Here is a 21,459-nt window from a genome sequence, read left to right as displayed (position 1 = left end):
AGCGGTTTTTGCTATGCTTCTGGAAAAAATCCGCATAGCTTCCTTTTACCGTCAACGCGGTGAGGGGCACGGTTGCTCATCTTGTAACGAATGATTTCCGTCAATCCTACCCGCTTGTCATGGGTGTGGGGCGCGTATATTGAGGGGCCACAATAAATGGTTCAGCTTGAATATCGGAAAGAGCGGGCGCAGATGAGTGAAAAACCGAAACTCGGTCAATCCGGATGGTGGTTGGCATCGTTGGCGGTCTTGGCCCTGACATCCTGCGAGGGCGAAACGAAGCCTGCGGAAACGGCAAAAACGCCTGTCCGGACGCAGATTGCCGAATTTGTCGATCATCGGCAGACCGTAACGCTGACCGGCGAGGTCGTCGCCCATGTCCAGACCAATCTCTCCTTTCGCGTCAGCGGTCAGATAACGGAATGGCTGGCGGACGTCGGTTCGCATGTCATGGCCGGCGAGGTTCTGGCACGGATCGATCCCAGCGAACAGAAGGCCGATGTCGAGGCTGCCGAAGCTGCGGTGCGGGCGGCAGAAGCGCAGGTCACCCAGGCTTCCGCCTCATTCGAGCGGCAGAAATCGCTGCTGGCGAAGAATTCCACGACGCAGGAAACCTTCGACCAGGCGCAGACGGCTCTGCAAACGGCCCAGGGATCTCTGGATGCGTCAAAGGCCATGCTCGGCACCGCCCGCGATGCGCTGTCCTATACGGAACTGAAGGCCGATGCCGATGGTATTGTTACTGTGCGTAACGCCGAAACGGGCCAGGTGGTTCAGGCTGCGCAAACCATGTTTTCCGTCGCGCGGGATGGTCCCCGCGACGTGATCTTCGACGTTTACGAATCGCTGTTGTTCGAAAAGCCCTCCGAGCCGAAAATCCAGCTGGCGCTCGTCAGCGATCCATCGGTCAAGACAGAGGGAACGATCAGCGAAATCTCACCGACGATCGATACGGCAACGGGAACCGTGCGCGTCAAGATCGCCATGGATACGACGCCCGATCGTATGACGCTTGGCGCGCCGGTCACCGGTTTTGCCAGTTCGACGCCGGCAAAGATGATCATTCTGCCTTGGACGTCGCTCTCTTCCCTCGACGGGCAGCCCGCGGTCTGGGTGGTGGACGGCAAGGACAGCATGGTCACTCGAAAGCCGGTAAAGGTGGCGTCCTACGAGACGGGCCGGGTGCTTATTTCCGAAGGGATTGCGAAGGGCGAGACCGTGGTGGTCGAGGGTGCAAAGATGTTGCGCTCCGGCCAGTCGGTCGATGTCATCAAGGAGCTGGCGCAATGAACCGGATCTTGCTGGGACTGCTTGTTGCGCCAATCCTGCTGTTGATCCTGACTGGCTGCCAGAAAGAGGAAAAAAAGGGCGAGCCGGTGATCCGCCCGGTGCTGTCGCAAATCGTGGTTTCCCAGCAACTGCCCGCTCCCAGTTTCGCCGGCACGGTGCAGCCGAAGGTTCAGACCAATTTTGGGCCTCGGGTGACGGGACTGCTGGTGGCGCGCGATGTCGATACCGGCGATACGGTGACGCAGGGCCAGCTGTTGGCGGCACTTGATCCGACAGCGCTGGAACTGGCCGTCGGATCGGCACGGGCTGATCTGGCCAATGCGGAAGCGACACTCGCCAATACCGTCTCGGTCGAACGGCGCACGAAGGCGCTGCTCAGGATCGGCACGGAAACGCAGGCGTCGGTGGAAAGTGCCGAACAGGCGAGCGCTGCGGCAGAGGCATCAGTCGTCCAGTCGCGTGCGGCTTTGTCGAAGGCCGAAGAACAGCTTTCGTATGCGCAGGTCAAGGCCGCCTTTGATGGTGTGGTCACCCAGACCGGAGCGGAGGTGGGCCAAGTGGTCGCCGCCGGTGCCGCTGTCGTTACCGTCGCCCGTCCGGATGCCCGCGATGCCGTGGTGGACGTTCCGGATGGCACTGCGCTTTTGCCGCTCGGTACGCCATTTCTGATTTCCCTGCAGATCGATCCGGCGATCACGGTCGGCGGTGTTGTCCGTGAAGTCGCACCGGCCGCAGATCCGGCAACGCGAACGCGCCGCGTCAAGATCGCGCTGGAAAATCCACCGGCAGCCTTCCGGCTCGGTACCACGATCACCGCCACGCTCAAGGAAGCCATAGTCGAGCAGCTGGTGCTGCCAGCGACCGCAATCCTTATGCGTGACGGCAAGTCCTATGTCTGGGTGGTCGATGAGGACGGCAAGACGGTCAAGACCCGGGAAGTGGTGACCGGTCCGCAGGTTGGCAACGGGATTGTCATCACGTCGGGCATTGATGCCGGCATGCGTGTCGTGACGGCCGGTGTCCATAGCCTTGAGGATGGTCAGAAGATCAAGATTGAAGACGAGGCGCAGTCATGAAGAAATTCAATCTGTCCGACTGGGCGCTCGATCACGCATCGATGGTCTGGTATTTCATGATCGTCTTCGGCCTGCTCGGTTTCTTTTCCTATCTGAGCCTTGGCCGCGAAGAAGATCCGTCCTTTACCATCAAGACCATGACGATCTCCGCTCAATGGCCGGGCGCCTCTGTCGAGGAAACCACCCGCCAGGTGACGGAACGGATCGAGCGCAAGATGGAGGAGCTGGAATCGCTCGACTTCACGCGCAGCATCACCACGCCGGGCCAGACACTCGTCTTCGTCAACCTGAAGGATACGACGAAGGCGCGGGACGTCGCCTCGATCTGGGTGACCGTGCGCAACATGATCGGCGATATTCAGGGCCAGTTTCCGTCCGGTGTCGTCGGGCCATCCTTCAACGATCGCTTTGGTGATGTGTTCGGCAATATCTATGCGTTTACCTCGGATGGACTGACCCAGCGGCAATTGCGCGACTATGTCGAGACTGCGCGCCGCGAAATCCTGACAGTTCCGAATATCGGCAAGGTCGATATCGTCGGGGCGCAGGACGAGGTGATCTATCTCGAATTCTCGACACGCCAGCTGGCGGCTCTCGGCATCAACCAGAACGACGTGATTGCCACGCTGCAGGCCCAGAACGCGATTGCGCCTTCGGGCGTCGTGCAGGCGCAGGGCGAGCGTGTCAGCATACGGGTCAACGGCCAGTTCTCGTCCGAAGACAGTTTGCGGGCCGTCAATCTGCAGGTCAACAATCGGTTCTTCCGCCTCACCGACATTGCCACCATCACCCGTGGTTATACCGATCCGCCGACAGCGTTGTTTCGCTACAATGGTCAGTCGGCGATTGGTCTTGCCATCGGCATGAAGCAGGGCGCCAATCTTCTGGAATTTGGCGACCATGTCGAGGCCAAGATCAGCCAGGTAGAAGCAGAGCTGCCGGTTGGCGTTGGCGTCCATCTGGTCTCCGATCAGCCGCTGATCGTCGAGGAAGCCGTGTCCGGCTTTACCCGTGGGCTGGCAGAGGCCGTCATCATCGTTCTTCTCGTCAGTTTCGTCAGTCTGGGTGTTCGGGCGGGCCTTGTGGTTGCCCTGTCGATCCCGCTGACGCTGGCCATCACCTTCGTCGTCATGTCTTATTTCGGCATATCGCTGCAGCGGATTTCACTCGGCGCGCTGATCATTGCACTCGGGCTGCTCGTCGATGACGCGATGATCGCGGTGGAAATGATGGTGGCGCGGCTGGAGGCGGGCGATTCGCTGCGCAAGGCGGCGACCTATGTCTATACGTCCACGGCGTTTCCGATGCTGACGGGCACGCTGGTCACCGTCGCCAGCTTCATTCCCGTCGGCCTCAACAACAGCGCCGCCGGCGAGTTTACCTTCACGCTCTTTGTCGTCATCGCCGTTTCGCTGGTGGTGTCCTGGATCGTCGCGGTGGTGTTTGCGCCATTGCTCGGCGTCACCATCCTGCCCAAGACCATGAAGCAGCACCATGACCAGAAAGGCGGGGTCGCGCGTGTGTTTTCCCGTGTGCTCGGCTGGTGCATGCGCTGGAAATGGACGACGATCGCTTTGACTGTGGTGGTCTTTGCCATCTCGCTGTTTGGCATGACCCGCGTCCAGCAGCAGTTCTTCCCGTCGTCGGACCGCTTGGAGCTGATCGTCGACTGGTCGTTGCCGCAGAACGCGTCGATCACCGATACCGACGCGCAGATGGCGAAGTTTGAGCAGGACAAGCTTGTCGGCAATCCCGATGTCGAGCGCTGGTCGACCTATGTCGGACAGGGGGCCGTGCGCTTCGTTCTCTCCTTCGACGTCCAGCCGCCGGATACCTCGTTCGGCCAGACGATCATCGTCACCAAGAGCCTCGAGGTCCGCGACAGACTGCGGGCCGACCTGCAAAAGTATCTGAAGGAAACCTTCGTCGGCACCGATGCCTATGTGAAGCTGCTCGATATCGGTCCGCCGGTCGGACGGCCGGTGCAGTACCGCGTGAGCGGACCGGATATCGGCAAGGTGCGCGAGCATGCGCTTGAGTTCGGCAGCGTTCTCGGCCGCAATCCGCTACTGGGCGATGTCGTCTACGACTGGAACGAACCGGCCCGCGTCATCAAGGTGGACGTCTTGCAGGACAAGGCCCGCCAACTGGGCGTCACCTCGCAGGATATCGCCTCGGCGCTGAACGGCATCGTCGGTGGAACGACCGTGACCCAGGTTCGCGATGACATCTACCTGATCAACGTCGTTGCCCGCGCCAAGGCGTCAGAGCGGCAGTCGATTGAGCTGTTGCGGGACTTACAGCTGCCGGGGACGAACGGCAATTCCGTGCCGCTGGCAGCCGTCGCAAGCTTCCGCTACGAGATGGAACAGCCGGTCGTCTGGCGCCGGTCGCGCTTGCCGACACTGACCGTCAAGGCCGGCATTCGCGATGCGACACAGCCGGCGACGATCGTTACGCAACTGTCCAAGGACGTGAACGCCTTTGCGGAAAAACTGCCGCCCGGATACAAGATCGAGGTGGGCGGCAGCGTCGAGGAAAGCGGCAAGAGCCAGGCGCCGATCGCCGCCGTCGTACCACTGATGCTGTTTGTGATGGCAACGATCCTGATGATCCAGCTGCAGAGTTTCTCGCGGTTGTTCCTGGTCTTTGCCGTGGCGCCGCTGGCGTTGATCGGGGTGGTGGCAGCGTTGCTGTTCAGCAATTCGCCAATGGGCTTCGTTGCCATTCTCGGCATTCTGGCGCTGATCGGTATCCTCATTCGAAACTCGGTCATCCTTGTGGTTCAGATCGAACATCTGCGCACCGAGGGTATAGCGCCGTGGCAGGCGGTGCAGGAGGCGACCGAGCACCGGATGCGGCCGATCATGCTGACGGCTGCGGCCGCCAGCCTGGCGCTGATCCCGATCGCCCGGGAAATCTTCTGGGGACCGATGGCCTATGCGATGATGGGCGGCATCATTGTCGGTACGGTGCTGACGCTGCTTTTCCTGCCGGCGCTCTACCTTGCCTGGTTCCGCATCAAGCCGCCGGAAAAGACCGAGGAGGTCACGCTCGAAGGATCGGCAGTCGCGACCACGGATGACGCCGTGCCGGTCTGACACGGCGTTTCGGCGTCCCCTACAGCATCACCACCGTCAATTCCGTCTTGTCATAGGCGAAATCGAGCGGCGTGGTTCCGGTGTGTTCGAGCACCAGCCAGTCATTGGCGTTGAGGATCGCCATGCCGATGGCGCAATTGCCGTAGGAGGCGGAGGCAGCATCGTTGTCGTTGATGCTGGCAACGACCGTCGTGCCGTTGACCTTGACGGTGACGGAGAAGGCGCCTGCCGGATTGGCCTCGACGCCAAGGCAGATCAGATAGGGGCCTGCGACTGGCACGATCAGGCGGCTGCCACCGCCCGCGACCGCAACGCCCAGCGTAAAGCCACCCTGGTTGACGCTCAAGGTGGAAAAGCCGGTCTGCGAGCCGGAAACGGGTGTCAGCACGCCGCCGCCGCGCGTGGCGCGCACCAATGGCCGCTGAGGCATACGAACCTGTCCCTGTCCGGTGATGCTCAGCGCCGATTTCCACGTGGTACCATCGGCACTGACCTTGACGGCAAATTCGTTTGAGCCGGTCAGTCCAATTTCTGCGCGGCCGGACCAGCCTGTCTGGAACAGGAGGCTTGCCGTATCGGTTGCTGCTGCCTTGTTGACCTTGATCTGATGGCCGTTGCCATTATGGGTCAGCAGCGTGGTGGCGGCGGCGACAGCGAGCCGGTTGGTGCTGTCGGCCGTGGTGTTGATGCCGAGAAACGCCGGCGTGCCGATCGCGTCGAAATCTGTCCAATCGGTGCCGTTGTGGACTTTCAGCCGGTCTTCGGCCGCAAACCAGCCGCGCCAACCGTTCTTGGGCGTGATGAAGACCCAGTCGCCGTCCTGGCGGAAGGCAAGCTTGCCGCTCTTTCCCACCCAGGCTGCGGCGGGGGACGCCGTGACATGGAAACACGTTCCCTCCTGCGGGTCGGATGGCGGGGTCGAGAGCGAAGCTGTGATCGTCAACTGGGTGAGGGCATCGAGGCGCTGCAGAGCTTCATTGTGCGTCACGTGTTTCTGCGCCTGCGACGGCAGGATATAGGGCAGTTCCAGGTTGACGGTTGTTTCGCTCATCGGGTTCGTTCTCCTTTGCGGGTGAGGAGAAGGGTAGCCGCTGATGGAGCAGAGGGGACGGCGGGTTCGCTCTGCCGTTGTTTTTCAAGGGCGATTGACGCTGCTCTTGCCCGTCAATCCCCGGCTGCCATCGAAATTTTCATCCGCAGCGGCCGCTGATCACCGTCAGTCCTTGCCGCGCGAGACGAAAAAGGGATTGGCGAAATCGACGTCGGATGTCTGGTTACGCTTGCCGTAGATCAGCGGATTGCCGTCCATCGTCAGGGTCTCGCCGCCGGCTGCGCGCAAGACGGCATCGCCGGCTGCAGTATCCCATTCCATCGTGCGGCTCAGGCGCGGATAGATATCGGCCAGCCCTTCGGCGAGAAGACAGAATTTCAGCGACGAGCCGATCGATTCGTAATCGGTGATGCCGTGCTCGGCGAGATAGGTCATGGTTTCCCGGCTGTTGTGCGAGCGGCTTGCCAGCGCCACCAGCCTGTCGCCGCGGCTGCGGCAGCCGATGATGGTCGGTGGGCCGATATCGCGCTGGCCGGAAACGACGGATTTCTTCGCCTTGTTACGGGTGGCGGCATAGAGAATGCCGATTGCCGGTGCGTAGACGACGCCGACGATCGGCTCGCCCTTTTCGATCAAAGCGATATTGACGGTGAAATCGTCATTGCGGCCGACAAATTCCTTGGTGCCATCGAGCGGGTCGACAAGGAAGAACGACTTGCCCTCGATATCGGGGATATGGCCGGCGGCGACGGCTTCTTCAGCAACCACGGGGATATCGGGAAATGCGGAGGCCAGAATGTCGAGGATGATCTTTTCGGCGTTCTCGTCGGCATCGGTAACGGGGGAGCAGTCGGCCTTGTAGCTGACTTCCGGTCCGGCATGGTAGACATCGAGGATTGCTTTCCCCGCAGCCACCGCCGCTGCTTCCAGAATGTCGAGCATCTGTGCTTCCTGTGCCTTCCTGCCGTCCACGGCCATAATCTCCAATATCCCGCAGACGTTGAATTCCAACATCCGGAACGCGCATTATACATCCGCATTCCTTACCGGTCTTTTCAAGATTCGCGCGTGAAATTTTCCCGACTGTGCTGCATTTGGCACTGCGTCCTGTGTCCTGTTCGGATAGAGGTGCGACAGCGCGGCGCAGCGTATCTGGCCGGTCTTTGCCGGGCTAGCCTTTGCGCTCGCTCCGGCATATGCAAATGTGCGTTGCAACATGGTTAGGATGAGTTGGGACTGGCATGCGCTATTCGGCATTTTCCATTGTTAAAAACGCACTGACGGGCAACGTCAACTGGAAGCCGGCCTGGCGTCAGCCGGAACCGAAACCGTTTTACGATATCATTATCGTCGGTGGCGGCGGACATGGGCTGGCGACGGCCTATTATCTTGCCAAGGAATTCGGCCTGAAGAACATTGCGGTGCTGGAAAAGGGTTATCTTGGCTCCGGCAATGTCGGCCGCAACACCACCATCGTCCGCTCCAATTACATGCTGCCCGGCAATGAGCCATTCTACGAGTTTTCGATGAAGCTCTGGGAAGGCATGGAGCGGGAGCTCAACTACAACGCCATGCTGTCCCAGCGCGGCCTCATCAGCCTGTTCCACAATGACGGCCAGCGCGATGCCTATATCCGCCGCGGCAATGCCATGTGGATGGAAGGTGTTCCAGCCGAACTGCTCGACCGCGCCGCCTTGATGAAGATGCTGCCTTTCCTCAATTTCGACCACGCCCGGTTTCCGATTATCGGCGGCCTTTTGCAGAAACGCGCGGGCACGGCACGTCACGATGCCGTCGCATGGGGCTATGCCCGTGCTGCGGACCGCTTTGGTGTCGATCTCATCCAGAACTGCGAAGTCACCGGCATTCGCCGCGAAAACGGCGTGGTGACCGGCGTCGAGACATCCAGAGGCTTTATCGGCTGCGGCAAGCTCGGGCTGGCGGCGGCAGGCAATACGTCGCGCGTCGGGCAGATGGCCGACCTGAAACTGCCGATCGAAAGCCATGTGCTTCAGGCCTTCGTTACCGAGGGACTGAAGCCCGCCATCGATCATGTCATCACCTATGGCGCCGGGCATTTCTATATTTCCCAGTCGGACAAGGGCGGGCTGGTTTTCGGTGCCGAGATCGACGGTTACAACTCCTACGCTCAGCGCGGCAATTTGGCGACGGTCGAGCATGTCATGGAAGAGGGCGTCACGATGATCCCCGGCCTGTCGCGTGTCCGCGTGCTGCGCTCCTGGGGTGGCGTCATGGACATGAGCATGGACGGCTCGCCGATCATCAGCCACACACCGATCGACAATCTCTACCTGAACTGCGGCTGGTGCTACGGCGGCTTCAAGGCAACGCCCGCATCCGGCTTTTGTTTTGCGCATCTGATCGCCAAGAACGAAACCCACCCGGTCGCCCGTTTCCTGCGTCTCGATCGTTTTGAGCGCGGCTATCCCATCGATGAACAAGGCGCTGGCCCCCAGCCCAACCTGCATTGAGACCTTAAAAGAATGGCAAGCCTCATTCACTGCCCGCATTGCGGCATCCGGCCGAAGGAAGAGTTTTCGATCCGGGGCGACGCGTCGCTGGTCCGTCCCGATCCGGAAGCGTCGGACGAAGCCTGGAACGGCTATGTTCATATCCGCAGCAACCCGCGCGGGCGCTACCGCGAACACTGGCAGCACGTTGCCGGTTGCCGCCGCTGGCTGGTGGTCGAGCGTGATACGTTCACCCACGAGGTGTTTTCCGTCACGGATGCGGCGTCTGTCGCGCGGGAGGATGGCCGATGACAGCCTATCGCCTTGCCTCCGGCGGTCTGGTCGATCGCAACGCGCCGCTTGATTTCCGGTTCGATGGCCGCAATCTGGCGGGGTTCTCTGGTGATACGCTCGCCTCTGCGGTGCTCGCCAGTGATCAGCTTCTGGTCGGCCGTAGCTTCAAATATCACCGGCCGCGCGGCATTGTCACGGCCGGGCCTTCAGAGCCGAATGCCCTGGTCACCATCGGCAAGGGCGCCGATAGCGACCCTAACACCAAGGCGACGGTCGCCGAACTTTATTCCGGCCTCGACGCTCGCAGCCAGAACCGTTTTCCATCGCTGAAATATGATTTTGGCGCGGTAAACGGCCTGCTATCGCCGTTCCTCGGTGCCGGTTTCTACTACAAGACGTTCATGTGGCCGGCGGCGTTCTGGGAGAAGGTTTACGAGCCGATCATCCGCAAGGCGGCCGGGCTTGGACGCGCGGTTCTGGAGCGTGATCCGCAATCCTATGAAAAATGCTGGGCGCATTGCGATCTGCTGGTTGTCGGCTCCGGACCGACGGGACTGATGGCGGCATTGACGGGCGGCCGTGCAGGCTTGCGGGTTATACTTGCGGACGAGGATTTCAGGCTGGGCGGCTCGCTGCTGGCTGAAACGGCGCGTATCGATGATGTCGCCGCACCGGATTTCCCCGAAACGGCGCTTGCGGAACTGCGATCCCTGCCGAACGTGACGATGATGGCGCGCACCACCATTTTCGGCTGGTACGACGACAACGTGTTTGGGGCGGTCGAGCGGGTACAGAAGCATGTGGCCTTGCCGCAGGCGAAACTGCCGGTCGAGCGGCTCTGGCGCATCGTCGCCAAGCGGGCGCTGCTGGCGACCGGTGCCGAGGAACGGCCGCTGGTTTTTGGTGGCAATGACAAGCCGGGCGTGATGATGGCGGGTGCCATGCGCACCTATGCCAATCGTTTCGGCGTAGCCGCCGGCAAATCGGTGGCGATCTTCACCAATGGCAGCGCCGGTTACCGGACGGCCGCCGATCTCATTGCGCATGGTGTGGACATTGCTGCCATCATCGACAGCCGCGCGGATGTGTCCGATGTTGCGCCGGATGGGGTTCGCGTCATTCAATCGGCCTGCGTGATCGATACAAAGGGACGCCAGCGGGTCTCCGGTGTCGTTGTTGAGCGTTCGGGCTTCGAGCAGACGATTGCCTGCGATGCGATCGGCATGTCCGGTGGCTGGAACCCCGTTATTCATCTTGCCTGCCAGCGCGGTGCCAAGGCTGTCTGGTCCGAGGACTTGAAGACCTTTCTTGCGCCGGATGTGGGCAACGGGCTTGTTGTCGCTGGTGCAGCTGCCGGACGCTACAGCCTGGCCGGCTGTCTGCAGGACGGCGCGGATAAGGCGGCCATGATCGTTGCCGATCTCGGGTTCGCGGCTTCCGCCCACACGGCCCCTGTCGTGGATGGAGAGATCGATCCCTCGTTCACGGCGCTATGGTATTCGCCGGGCGCCAAGGCCAAGGCCTTTGTCGATTTCCAGAACGACGTGCATGTCAAGGATATCGGGCTAGCGCTCCGCGAGGGCTTTGGCCATGTCGAACATGCCAAGCGCTATACGACGAACGGCATGGCGACTGATCAGGGCAAACTTTCCGGCATCAATGCCACGGGTCTTCTGGCTGCCATGCAGGGCATCAGTCCGGCCGATGTCGGCACCACGACCTTCCGGCCGTTCTATACGCCGGTTGCCTTCGGTGCGATGGCGGGAACATCCCGCGACGAACACGCCGCGCCGGTGCGCAAGTCGCCGCTGCACGAATGGGCGCGAAAGAACGGCGCTGTTTTCGTCGATTCTGGCCTCTGGCATCGCCCGGCTTATTTTACCCAGCGGGGAGAAAAGACCTGGCGTGAAAGCGCAGACCGGGAGGTTCTCAACATTCGTGAGAATGTCGGACTTTGCGATGTTTCGACGCTTGGCAAGATCGAGATTTTCGGGCCGGACGCTGCCGAGTTCCTCAATCGTCTCTATTGCAATCCGTTCCTCAAGCTGCCGGTCGGCAAGGCGCGTTACGGGCTGATGCTGCGCGAGGACGGCGTGGTCTATGACGATGGCACCACCAGCCGTTTGTCGCTTGAGCATTTCGTCATGACCACCACCACGGCACTCGCCGGTGGGGTGATGTCCCATATGGAATATTGTGCTCAGTTGCATTGGCCTGATCTCAAGGTCCGCTTCTGCTCATCGACCGATCAATGGGCGCAGATGGCGATTGCCGGACCCAAAGCGCGGTTGGTGATGCAGGCGCTGGTCGAGGACGATATCTCCGATGCGGCCTTCCCGTTTCTTGCTGCCGGGATCGTCACGCTGAAAGGTGGCATTAAGGCGCGGCTGTTCCGGATCTCGTTTTCCGGCGAACTGGCCTATGAGCTGGCCGTGCCTGCGGGCCTTGGTGATGCCGTTGCCGATGCCATCATGGAAGAGGGCAGGGCGCATGGCATTTGTGCCTATGGGCTGGAAGCGCTGAATGTGATGCGTATCGAAAAGGGCCATGTCACCCATGCCGAATTCGACGGGCGTGTAACGCCTGACGACGCAGGCTTCGGCCGCATGGTCTCGGCGCAAAAACCGGACTTCATCGGCAAGCGGCTGTCGACCCGCTACGGGTTGACCGCCGCCGATCGCATGCAGATGGTCGGACTGAAACCGGTGGAAGCCGATCAGCATATCCGCGCCGGTGCACATTTGCTGCGCGAGGGTGCAAAACCCTCGACCTTGAACGATCAGGGCTATGTCAGTTCCGCCTGCTTTTCGCCGACGCTCGGACAAGCTATCGCGCTGGCCTTCCTGAAGTCGGGCCGCGAGCGTTATGGCGAGCGTATCGTCGTCTGGGACAAGCTGGCAGGGGCTGAGGTTGTGGCGGAGGTCTGCAATCCTGTGTTCGTCGATCCCGGCAATGCCAAGCTGAACTCCTGATGTGGATGCGGACATGACCAGAACCTACATTTCTCACCATCCGCTGGACGGCCTGCTGCCGCTGGAACCAAGCATCCGTGCGGTCGATCATGTGGATGTTCCGCGTGCCTTTGCAATTGCCTCTGTCATGGCGATGGACGGAGAAGAGGCGTCGGTGACGGCCGGATTGGCCGCACCCGGCGAGGTATCCGTCCGGTTTGCCGGGCCGGGCGAATGGCTGGTCCTGTCGCAATTGGAAACGCCGGAGGGCTTGCACCGCAAATTGGCACTGCTGCTGGCCGAGACGGCCTACGTCTTCGACCAGAGCGACGGCCGCGTCGTTTTCAGGCTGTCCGGCCCCAATGTCCGGCGCATTCTTGCCAAGGGTGTTGCCACGGATCTGCACCCTAATGCGTTTGAGATCGGTACATCATCCAATGCTCTTTGCGGCCATATCGGTGTCAATCTGGCCCGCACTGGCGAAAATGAATTCGAATTGATCGTCATGCGCAGCTTTGCCGTGGCACTTTTTGACGATCTGCGCGTGATGGGGCGGGAGTTCGATCTGTCCGCCGGTTTCTCCTCGCTAGGATAAATGCGGCATTGCGTGACGTTTTTACGGCGCGGTTGAAGTAGCCGATGGCGGTAATGGGCAAGACCTGTTCGCAGGGATATCTTTAACCGGCGCCACTTTGCCGGTACGGTTTCGTAAGCCAGAAGTCGCTTCATTGAACGGGACGTTTTTTGTAAGCCGTCCCGAAACCGGAGAATATTCATGAAAAGCCATGCCAGGGTCGTCGTTATCGGCGGCGGCGTCGTCGGTTGTTCGATCCTTTATCACCTGACGAAATTCGGCTGGACCGATGTGGTTCTTCTGGAACGTTCGGAGCTGACCTCCGGCTCGACCTGGCACGCGGCCGGCGGCATGCACACCATCAATGGCGATCCGAACGTTGCCAAGCTGCAGAAATATACGGTCGAACTCTACAAGGAAATCCAGGAGTATTCGGGCCTGGATATCGGCCTGCACATGACCTCCGGCATGATGCTGGCGGCGACCAAGGAACGGTTCGACTGGATGAAGTCGATCCTCGCCAAGGGCCGCTACATGGGCCTGGATGCCGAGCTTCTGTCGCCGAAGGAAGCGCACGAGCTGATGCCGCTGTTGGATCCGACCCAGTTCGTCGGTGCCGTGTTCGATCCGGTCGAAGGTCATCTTGACCCCTACGGCACTACCCATGCCTATGCCAAATCCGCCAAGAAGAACGGCGCAGATATCTATCTGCACACCAAGGTGGAAGACCTCGTCCAGCGGGAAGACGGCACTTGGCGGGTCATCACCAACAAGGGTGAGATTATTGCCGAGCATGTCGTCAATGCCGCCGGTCTCTGGGCGCGCGAAGTTGGCCGGATGACCGGGCTTGAGCTCCCGGTGCTCGCCATGGAGCACATGTATCTGATCACCGAGGATATGCCGGAAGTCATCGAATTCAACCAGACGCGCGGAAAGGAGCTGATGCACTGCGTCGATTTCGACGGCGAAATCTATCTGCGCCAGGAACGCAACGGCATGCTGATGGGCACCTATGAAAAGGCCTGCCGCCCGTGGTCGCCGATCACCACGCCCTGGGATTTCGGCCATGAGCTTTTGGCCGAGGATATCGAGCGCATCACGCCCGAACTCGAAGTCGGCTTCCGCCATTTTCCGGCCTTCAACAATGCCGGCATCAAGAAGATCATCAATGGTCCCTTCACCTTCTCGCCGGATGGTAATCCGCTGGTCGGACCGGTGCGTGGCCTGACCAACTACTGGTCCGCCTGCGCCGTCATGGCCGGCTTCAGCCAGGGGGGCGGTGTTGGATTGGCGCTGGCCAACTGGATCATCTATGGCGATCCGGGCTTCGACGTCTTTGCCATGGACGTGTCGCGTTACGGCGATTTCGCCACGCTCGGCTTCACCAATGCCAAGGTACGCGAAAACTATTCCCGCCGCTTCTCGATCCGTTATCCGAACGAGGAACTGCCGGGCGCCCGTCCGTTCCTGACCACGCCGATCTATGACAAGCTGAAGGACGCCGGTGCCGTGTTCGGCGCCTCCTATGGGCTGGAAGCACCGCTGTGGTTTGCGCCGAAGGGCGAGGAAGACAAATTCTCCTGGCGCCGTTCCAACGATTTCGATGTTGTCGGTGCCGAAGCCCGGGCCGTGCGCGACAGTGTCGGTGTGATGGAAACATCCGGCTTTGCCAAATACACGATCACCGGCAGTGGTGCCGAAGCTTGGCTCGACCGGATGCTGACCTGCCGCATGCCAGTCAAGGGCCGCATGTCGCTGGCGCCGATGCTGAAGGATGATGGCAAGCTGATCGGCGATTTCACGCTCGCCAAGCTCGGTGAGGGGGATTTCCTGCTCATCGGCTCAGGCATTGCCGAAGACTATCACATGCGCTGGTTCGAAAGCCATTTGCCAAAGGATGGCTCGGTGACGCTGAAGGCGCTGAACCTGCAACTGGTCGGCCTGTCGATCGCCGGCCCCAACTCGCGTGCGCTGATCTCCAAGCTGACGCATCTCGAGATGTCCGACGAAGCGTTCGCGTTCATGGATATCCGCCGCATGGACCTTGGCATGGCGCCGGCGATCGTCGGTCGTGTCAGTTATACCGGCGATCTCGGTTATGAAATCTGGATGAAGCCGGAATATCAGCGCTACCTCTATGACCTGATCATGGAGGCCGGTGCCGAATTTTCCATCAAGCCGTTCGGCCTGCGCGCGCTCAACGCGCTGCGCGTCGAAAAATCGTTCGGCAGCTGGTCGCGCGAATATCGTCCGCTCTATGGTCCGTTTGAGGCAGGGCTCGGGCGATTCGTTGCGCTGAAGAAGGATGCTGACTTCATCGGTAAGCAGGCGGCTGCGAAGGAAAAGGCCGAAGGCGGCACCTTGCGGCTGCGAACCTTCATCATCGAAGCCAAGGATGCCGACGTTATCGGTGACGAACCGATCTCACTGAACGGCACGGTCTGTGGCTGGGTGACATCAGGCGGTTATGCCCATGCGTCCGGCGTTTCGGTGGCCATCGGCTATGTGCCGAAGGAGGTTGCGGATCAAGCGGAGGGATGGCAAGTTGAATTGCTGGGCGAAATGCTGCCCGCCCGCCTGCAGGCGCAGCCGCTTTTCGACGCCAACGGCGCGCGTATGCGCTCCTGACGAGTAAGGTGCAGATTACCAGGCTGGCCGGCGTTATCTGCGCCGGCTCGCGTGTTTGTACTGATGACCGTAGGATTCACGGTTTGATGCTTAAAAATATGCTTCCAACTGCACTATTTTTGATTTTTCGACTGTTTAAGCGTCAATATCACTGAAATGGGAAAGAAAATCAGGAAAGCATCATTTTACGCTTCACTTTTGGTCTGAAAGCATTATGGAATCTCCCATCGAAAAGGCTCAAAAAGAGCCACGAAAAGAAGAGGTCTGACCTACTAGGATCAGACCCGGGGGATATTGATGGAGTATTTCGTCCAGCAGCTCGTCAATGGGCTGACTCTTGGCTCTATTTACGGTTTGATTGCCATTGGTTATACAATGGTTTACGGCATTATCGGCATGGTCAACTTCGCCCATGGCGATATTTTCATGCTCGGCGGTTTCGCAGCGCTGATTGTCTACCTTGTTCTTGTGGGGTTGTTCGGCGGTATTCCGATCGCACTTGCCCTCTTCATCATGATCATTGTGGCGATGGTGATGACCGGGTTGTGGAACTGGGTCATCGAAAAGATGGCTTATCGCCCTTTGCGCGGTTCGTTTCGCCTCGCGCCGCTGATCACCGCGATCGGCATGTCCATCGCGCTGTCAAATTTCATTCAAGTAACGCAAGGCCCGCGTAACAAGCCGATCCCGTCGATGGTATCGTCGGTTTACGATGTGTTCGGCATCTCGATATCGCTGAAGCAGATCATCATTGTGGTCGTAACGGCGGTTCTGCTGACGATCTTCTGGTATATCGTCAATCATACGCCGCTTGGCCGCGCCCAGCGGGCAACCGAGCAGGACCGCAAGATGGCGGCATTGCTGGGTGTTGACGTCGACAAGACCATTTCGATCACCTTCATCATGGGCGCTGCACTGGCTGCAGTCGCCGGTACCATGTACCTGATGTATTATGGCGTCATCGTCTTTACCGACGGCTTCACGCCGGGGGTCAAAGCCTTCACGGCTGCGGTTCTCGGAGGCATCGGCTCTCTGCCAGGTGCTGTGCTGGGCGGCCTGATGATCGGTCTCATCGAGTCTCTCTGGTCCGCGTATTTCACCATCGACTACAAGGATGTTGCGACATTCTCGATCCTCGCCATCGTGCTGATTTTCAAGCCGTCTGGTATTCTGGGTCGGCCGGAAGTCGAGAAGGTATAATTCCATGGCAAACATTACCAACACACCTGAGAGCGCCGGCAGCAATCTGATGGCGCGGGCTCTGCGCGAGGGCTTTTATGCTGGCCTCGTGGCACTCGGTCTCTTCGTACTCTTCGTCGGGTTGAAGACTGACCAGAATATTTTGAACGAGCTGATCCTCGTGCAGCGCTGGGGATTACTCGCAATCTTCGTCGTCATTGCCGCAGTCGGCCGTTTCCTGTCGGTTGCCTTCATCCGTCCCTATCTTGCCGAGCGCAAGGCTGAAAAAGCCGCTGCACCCGTCAAGGATGCCAACTTCTTCGTGCGCAATTTCAGCATGATCGCGATCGCGGTTCTGATCGTCTATCCGCCGGTTATGGTGGGGCTGTTTGGCTTCCAGGGCTCGTTGAAATGGGTCGATAATTTTGGTGTCCAGATCCTCATCTATGTGATGCTGGCCTGGGGCTTGAATATTGTTGTCGGTCTCGCCGGCCTTCTCGACCTTGGCTACGTCGCCTTCTATGCGGTCGGTGCCTATTCCTACGCATTGCTGTCGTCTTACTTCGGCCTGTCGTTCTGGATTCTATTGCCGATGGCCGGTATCTTCGCCGCCCTCTGGGGCATTATTCTGGGTTTCCCGGTCCTGCGCCTCAAGGGCGACTACCTGGCGATCGTGACGCTTGCCTTCGGGGAAATCATCCGGCTGGTGCTGATCAACTGGACCGCAGTGACCAAGGGTACCTTTGGTATATCCGGCATCGCCAAGGCATCCGTCTTCGGCATCTGGTCGTTCGATGTCAGTGCGCCGAACAATTTTGCCAAGGTCTTCGGACTGCCGATGTCGTCGGCCTATTACAAGATCTTCCTGTTCTATCTGATCCTGGCGCTTTGCCTGCTGACGGCCTTCGTCACCATCCGTCTGCGCCGCATGCCGATCGGCCGGGCGTGGGAAGCGCTGCGCGAAGATGAGATTGCCTGCCGTTCGCTCGGCATCAATACGGTGACGACCAAGCTCACGGCATTTGCCACGGGCGCCATGTTCGGTGGCTTTGCCGGCTCCTTCTTCGCCGTCCGCCAGGGTTTCGTCTCGCCGGAATCCTTCGTCTTCCTGGAATCGGCAATTATCCTTGCCATTGTGGTTCTCGGTGGCATGGGTTCGCTCGTCGGTATCGCTGTTGCGGCGACGTTGATGATCGGTGGCACCGAATTGCTACGTGAAATGGAGTTCCTAAAGCACATCTTCGGTCCCGACTTTACCCCGGAACTGTACCGCATGCTGATCTTCGGTCTGGCCATGATCATTGTCATGGTGTGGAAACCACGCGGCTTTGTCGGCTCGCGCGAACCCACGGCATTCCTGCGCGAACGCAAGAGTGTCTCCGGCAGCTTTACCAAGGAAGGTCACGGTTGATCATGGCCGGAACGAATACGATGACGAAAGATCCAATTCTCAAAGTCGACCATCTATCGATGCGCTTCGGCGGCCTGATGGCCATCAACGACCTGTCGTTCGAAGCTTATCGCGGCGACATCACTGCACTGATCGGCCCGAACGGGGCCGGCAAGACCACGGTGTTCAACTGCATCACCGGCTTCTACAAGCCGACGATGGGCATGATCACGATGCGGCAGAAGGCGGGCAAGGAATATCTGCTCGAACGTATGTCGGACTTCGAGGTCAATCGCGACGCCAAGGTTGCCCGTACCTTCCAGAACATCCGGCTTTTTTCGGGCCTGACGGTGCTGGAAAACCTTCTGGTCGCGCAGCACAACAAGTTGATGCTAGCCTCGGGTTACACCATTCTCGGCCTTCTGGGTTTCCCGGCCTATAAGAAGGCTGCGGCGCAGTCGATCGAGCAGGCCAAATACTGGCTCGACAAGGCAAATCTGACCGACCGTGCCGACGATCCGGCCGGCGATCTGCCCTACGGCGCCCAGCGCCGTCTGGAAATCGCCCGCGCCATGTGCACCGGGCCGGAGTTTCTCTGCCTCGACGAACCGGCGGCCGGTCTCAATCCGCGCGAATCGCTGGTGCTCAACGAATTGTTGCGCAGCATTCGCAAGGACACCGGGACCTCGATCCTTTTGATCGAGCACGACATGTCGGTGGTCATGGAAATCTCCGACCATGTCGTGGTGCTGGAATACGGCCAGAAGATTTCGGATGGCAATCCGGACCATGTGAAGAACGATCCGAAGGTTATTGCGGCCTATCTCGGTGTTGAAGATGATGAGGTCGAAGAGGTGTTCGAACAGATCGAGGAAATCGCCGTCGCTGCGCCGGGAGAAACGCCCAAATGAGCGATAACCTTCTGCACGTCAAAGACGTCGAGACATACTACGGCAATATCCGGGCGCTTGGCGGCGTCGAAGTTGAAGTCAAGCGCGGCGAAATCGTCTGCATGATCGGTGCCAATGGCGCCGGAAAATCGACGCTGATGATGACGATCTGCGGTAGCCCGCAGGCAAGGACAGGTTCGGTAACCTTCGAGGGGCAGGATATCACCCGCATGCCGACGCACGAGATCGCCCGTTTGCGGATCGCGCAGTCGCCGGAAGGCCGCCGGATCTTTCCGCGCATGACGGTCTATGAAAATCTTCAGATGGGCGCGAGCCTCGATAATCTGAAATATTTCAACGAGGACGTCGAAAAGATCTTCACGCTGTTCCCGCGTCTCAAGGAGCGTCAGTCGCAGCGCGGCGGAACGCTTTCGGGCGGCGAGCAGCAGATGCTGTCGATCGGCCGTGCGCTGATGGCGCGTCCGAAGCTTTTGCTTCTCGACGAGCCGTCGCTCGGTCTGGCACCGCTGATCGTCAAGGGCATCTTTGCGGCGATCAAGAAGCTCAATGAAGAGGAAGGGCTTACGGTTTTCCTCGTCGAGCAGAACGCTTTTGCGGCCCTGAAGCTGTCTCACCGTGGTTACGTCATGGTCAACGGCAAGGTGACGATGAGCGGCAGCGGCAGGGAATTGCTGGCTAATCCGGAAGTGCGCGCTGCCTATCTCGAAGGCGGTCATCATTGATGGCATTCCGGCTCATGTCAGAGGTTTCCTTCGACGCGGGCCGGCTTGCACATCCGATATATTGGGGCGTTCGCAGGCGGTCTGAAAACCGCCCGGCGCTTTGAAGGGGAGAAACGGGATGCAAGGCATTCTCTACGAAGAACCGTCGGTTCTGTACTTTCTGCTGATCACGGTGGTGATGGGCGGATGGACGGCGTGGCGCACAGGCAAGAGTGCAGCAGAAGGCTGGAGCAGCTACGGCGCTTTGGTGTTCTATACGCTACTTCTAGGTGTGGCCATCCGGTTCATTCATCATGCACTTTTCAACGGCAGCATGTTGACTTTACAGTACTATGCCGTGGACACGATCATTCTTTTGCTGTTTGCTACAGCCGGTTACCGTTACTACCGTACGCAGCAGATGACCAACAATTACTACTGGCTTTATGAGAAGGTGTCGCCCTTTTCGTGGAAGTCAAAATAACAGAGGGAACCCCGCGTCAGAGCCTTTGATGCTGACACGGAGATAAGAATACCGGCGCGATTATGGTGGGTATCGTGACTGGTTTAAAAAGGCACCCGCTCAATTTTTTTGGGAGTAACAAGATGAAAAAGTCACTTTTGTCAGCTGTTGCGCTGACTGCAATGGTCGCTTTCAGCGGCAATGCATGGGCTGATCTGCTGGTTGGTGTTGCTGGCCCGTTGACCGGTCCGAATGCAGCTTTCGGCGCCCAGCTCCAGAAGGGTGCTGAGCAGGCCGCAGCTGACATCAATGCTGCTGGCGGTATCAATGGCGAACAGATCAAGATCGTGCTCGGCGACGACGTTTCCGATCCGAAGCAGGGCGTTTCCGTTGCCAACAAGTTCGTTGCTGACGGCGTCAAGTTCGTTATCGGCCACTTCAACTCCGGTGTTTCGATCCCGGCTTCGGAAGTTTATGCTGAAAACGGCATCTTGCAGATCACTCCTGCGTCCACCAACCCGGTATTCACCGAACGCGGCCTGTGGAACACCTTCCGCACCTGCGGCCGTGATGACCAGCAGGGCGCCGTTGCCGGTGCCTACATCGCTGCAAACTTCAAGGACGCCAAGGTTGCCGTCGTTCACGACAAGACACCTTACGGCCAGGGCCTCGCTGACCTGACCAAGGCTGCCATGAACGAAGCCGGCGTCAAGGAAGCCGTCTACGAAGGTATCACTGCTGGTGACAAGGACTTCTCGGCTCTGATCGCCAAGATGAAGGAAGCCGGCGTATCGCTGGTTTACTACGGCGGCCTGCACACTGAAGCCGGCCTCATCATGCGCCAGATGGCTGACCAGGGCCTGAAGGCTACCCTGATGTCCGGCGACGGTATCGTCTCGAACGAACTTGCTTCGATCGCTGGCGACGCTGTGAACGGCACTCTGATGACCTTCGCTCCGGATCCACGCAAGAACCCGGCTGCAAAGGAACTGGTCGAAAAGTTCCGTGCAAACGGCTTTGAGCCGGAAGCCTACACGCTCTACTCCTACTCCGCTCTGCAGGTCATCGCTGAAGCTGCCAAGACAACCGGCGGCAACGACCCGCAGGCTGTTGCCGAGAACATCAAGGGCAAGGGTCCGTTCAAGACCGTTATCGGCGATTTCGGCTATGACGAAAAGGGTGACATCACACGCCCTGACTACGTCATGTACACCTGGAAGAAGGGTGACGACGGCAAGTTCAGCTACTTCGAGAACGACAAGTAATCGTTTTTGATTGAGCACTGCTTGATCCTTCTGGATCGCGAAAGGCCCGGCATTGCCGGGCCTTTTTGCGGTTTGTCCGCCGTCTGTGATGATGTTCAGTTTCGGCAAGGCTGT

Annotated in this window: 16 protein-coding genes; 14 read left to right on the top strand and 2 right to left on the bottom strand. The window is 59.4% G+C overall.

The genetic code is table 11. The annotated features are described in order from the left end of the window. Nucleotides 1–192: 192 nt before the first annotated feature. The 3 genes from ACQY8Q_RS06700 to ACQY8Q_RS06690 are packed head-to-tail and all read left to right on the top strand — an operon-like array spanning nucleotide 193 to nucleotide 5,467. A complete protein-coding gene (locus tag ACQY8Q_RS06700; RefSeq protein ID WP_428425901.1) occupies nucleotides 193–1,290 on the top strand; it encodes an efflux RND transporter periplasmic adaptor subunit in 1,098 nt (365 codons plus the stop codon). Continuing rightward, nucleotides 1,287–2,366 carry an efflux RND transporter periplasmic adaptor subunit gene (locus tag ACQY8Q_RS06695; RefSeq protein WP_428425900.1) on the top strand — a complete coding sequence of 360 codons (1,080 nt, stop codon included), beginning with the start codon at nucleotides 1,287–1,289 and terminating at the stop codon, nucleotides 2,364–2,366. The genes ACQY8Q_RS06700 and ACQY8Q_RS06695 overlap by 4 nt, the downstream gene beginning before the upstream one ends. Further along, the gene (locus ACQY8Q_RS06690) at nucleotides 2,363–5,467 is read left to right on the top strand and encodes an efflux RND transporter permease subunit (protein ID WP_428425899.1); all 3,105 of its coding nucleotides are present in this window, start codon (nucleotides 2,363–2,365) and stop codon (nucleotides 5,465–5,467) included. The genes ACQY8Q_RS06695 and ACQY8Q_RS06690 overlap by 4 nt, the downstream gene beginning before the upstream one ends. Nucleotides 5,468–5,486: 19 nt before the next feature. On the opposite strand, the gene ACQY8Q_RS06685 is transcribed toward ACQY8Q_RS06690, so the two are convergent. Continuing rightward, nucleotides 5,487–6,518, bottom strand: a complete 1,032-nt coding sequence (locus ACQY8Q_RS06685; RefSeq protein ID WP_428425898.1) for a DUF2793 domain-containing protein — start codon at nucleotides 6,516–6,518, stop codon at nucleotides 5,487–5,489. A gap of 165 nt (nucleotides 6,519–6,683) precedes the next feature. Continuing rightward, nucleotides 6,684–7,460 (bottom strand): 3'(2'),5'-bisphosphate nucleotidase CysQ, encoded by a 777-nt coding sequence (gene cysQ, locus ACQY8Q_RS06680; protein ID WP_428429689.1) that lies wholly within the window; start codon nucleotides 7,458–7,460, stop codon nucleotides 6,684–6,686. Nucleotides 7,461–7,759: 299 nt separating this feature from the next. Here cysQ and ACQY8Q_RS06675 point away from each other — a divergent pair, with 299 nt between their 5' ends. The 11 genes from ACQY8Q_RS06675 to ACQY8Q_RS06625 all read left to right on the top strand — a co-directional run bounded on the left by ACQY8Q_RS06675 (nucleotide 7,760) and on the right by ACQY8Q_RS06625 (nucleotide 21,345). After that, nucleotides 7,760–9,010 carry a sarcosine oxidase subunit beta family protein gene (locus ACQY8Q_RS06675; RefSeq protein WP_428425897.1) on the top strand — a complete coding sequence of 417 codons (1,251 nt, stop codon included), beginning with the start codon at nucleotides 7,760–7,762 and terminating at the stop codon, nucleotides 9,008–9,010. 12 nt (nucleotides 9,011–9,022) lie between these two features. Beyond that, the gene (locus tag ACQY8Q_RS06670; RefSeq protein ID WP_428425896.1) at nucleotides 9,023–9,301 is read left to right on the top strand and encodes a sarcosine oxidase subunit delta; all 279 of its coding nucleotides are present in this window, start codon (nucleotides 9,023–9,025) and stop codon (nucleotides 9,299–9,301) included. Then, the gene (locus ACQY8Q_RS06665; RefSeq protein WP_428425895.1) at nucleotides 9,298–12,255 is read left to right on the top strand and encodes a sarcosine oxidase subunit alpha family protein; all 2,958 of its coding nucleotides are present in this window, start codon (nucleotides 9,298–9,300) and stop codon (nucleotides 12,253–12,255) included. Before ACQY8Q_RS06670 ends, ACQY8Q_RS06665 begins: the two co-directional genes overlap by 4 nt. A gap of 13 nt (nucleotides 12,256–12,268) precedes the next feature. Further along, nucleotides 12,269–12,829, top strand: a complete 561-nt coding sequence (locus ACQY8Q_RS06660) for a sarcosine oxidase subunit gamma (RefSeq protein ID WP_428425894.1) — start codon at nucleotides 12,269–12,271, stop codon at nucleotides 12,827–12,829. A gap of 180 nt (nucleotides 12,830–13,009) precedes the next feature. Further along, nucleotides 13,010–15,436 (top strand): GcvT family protein, encoded by a 2,427-nt coding sequence (locus ACQY8Q_RS06655; RefSeq protein ID WP_428425893.1) that lies wholly within the window; start codon nucleotides 13,010–13,012, stop codon nucleotides 15,434–15,436. Between the two features lie 297 nt (nucleotides 15,437–15,733). Beyond that, nucleotides 15,734–16,636 (top strand): branched-chain amino acid ABC transporter permease, encoded by a 903-nt coding sequence (locus ACQY8Q_RS06650; protein ID WP_428425892.1) that lies wholly within the window; start codon nucleotides 15,734–15,736, stop codon nucleotides 16,634–16,636. Between the two features lie 4 nt (nucleotides 16,637–16,640). Continuing rightward, on the top strand, nucleotides 16,641–18,026 hold the full coding sequence (gene livM / locus ACQY8Q_RS06645; protein WP_428425891.1) for a high-affinity branched-chain amino acid ABC transporter permease LivM: 1,386 nt from the start codon (nucleotides 16,641–16,643) through the stop codon (nucleotides 18,024–18,026). 2 nt (nucleotides 18,027–18,028) lie between these two features. Beyond that, complete coding sequence (locus ACQY8Q_RS06640) at nucleotides 18,029–18,916, top strand: ABC transporter ATP-binding protein (RefSeq protein WP_428425890.1); 888 nt, start codon at nucleotides 18,029–18,031, stop codon at nucleotides 18,914–18,916. Beyond that, nucleotides 18,913–19,638 (top strand): ABC transporter ATP-binding protein, encoded by a 726-nt coding sequence (locus ACQY8Q_RS06635; RefSeq protein ID WP_113245129.1) that lies wholly within the window; start codon nucleotides 18,913–18,915, stop codon nucleotides 19,636–19,638. The genes ACQY8Q_RS06640 and ACQY8Q_RS06635 overlap by 4 nt, the downstream gene beginning before the upstream one ends. Nucleotides 19,639–19,756: 118 nt before the next feature. Continuing rightward, a complete protein-coding gene (locus ACQY8Q_RS06630; RefSeq protein WP_113245130.1) occupies nucleotides 19,757–20,101 on the top strand; it encodes a DUF6867 family protein in 345 nt (114 codons plus the stop codon). Between the two features lie 122 nt (nucleotides 20,102–20,223). Next, complete coding sequence (locus tag ACQY8Q_RS06625; protein ID WP_428425889.1) at nucleotides 20,224–21,345, top strand: branched-chain amino acid ABC transporter substrate-binding protein; 1,122 nt, start codon at nucleotides 20,224–20,226, stop codon at nucleotides 21,343–21,345. Nucleotides 21,346–21,459: the final 114 nt, after the last annotated feature.

This window comes from Pararhizobium sp., assembly GCF_965279435.1.
Taxonomy (GTDB): Bacteria; Pseudomonadota; Alphaproteobacteria; order Rhizobiales; family Rhizobiaceae; genus Pararhizobium.
The sequence above is the reverse complement of the archived record's forward strand: the minus strand, read 5'-3'. Positions and strand labels throughout refer to the sequence as shown.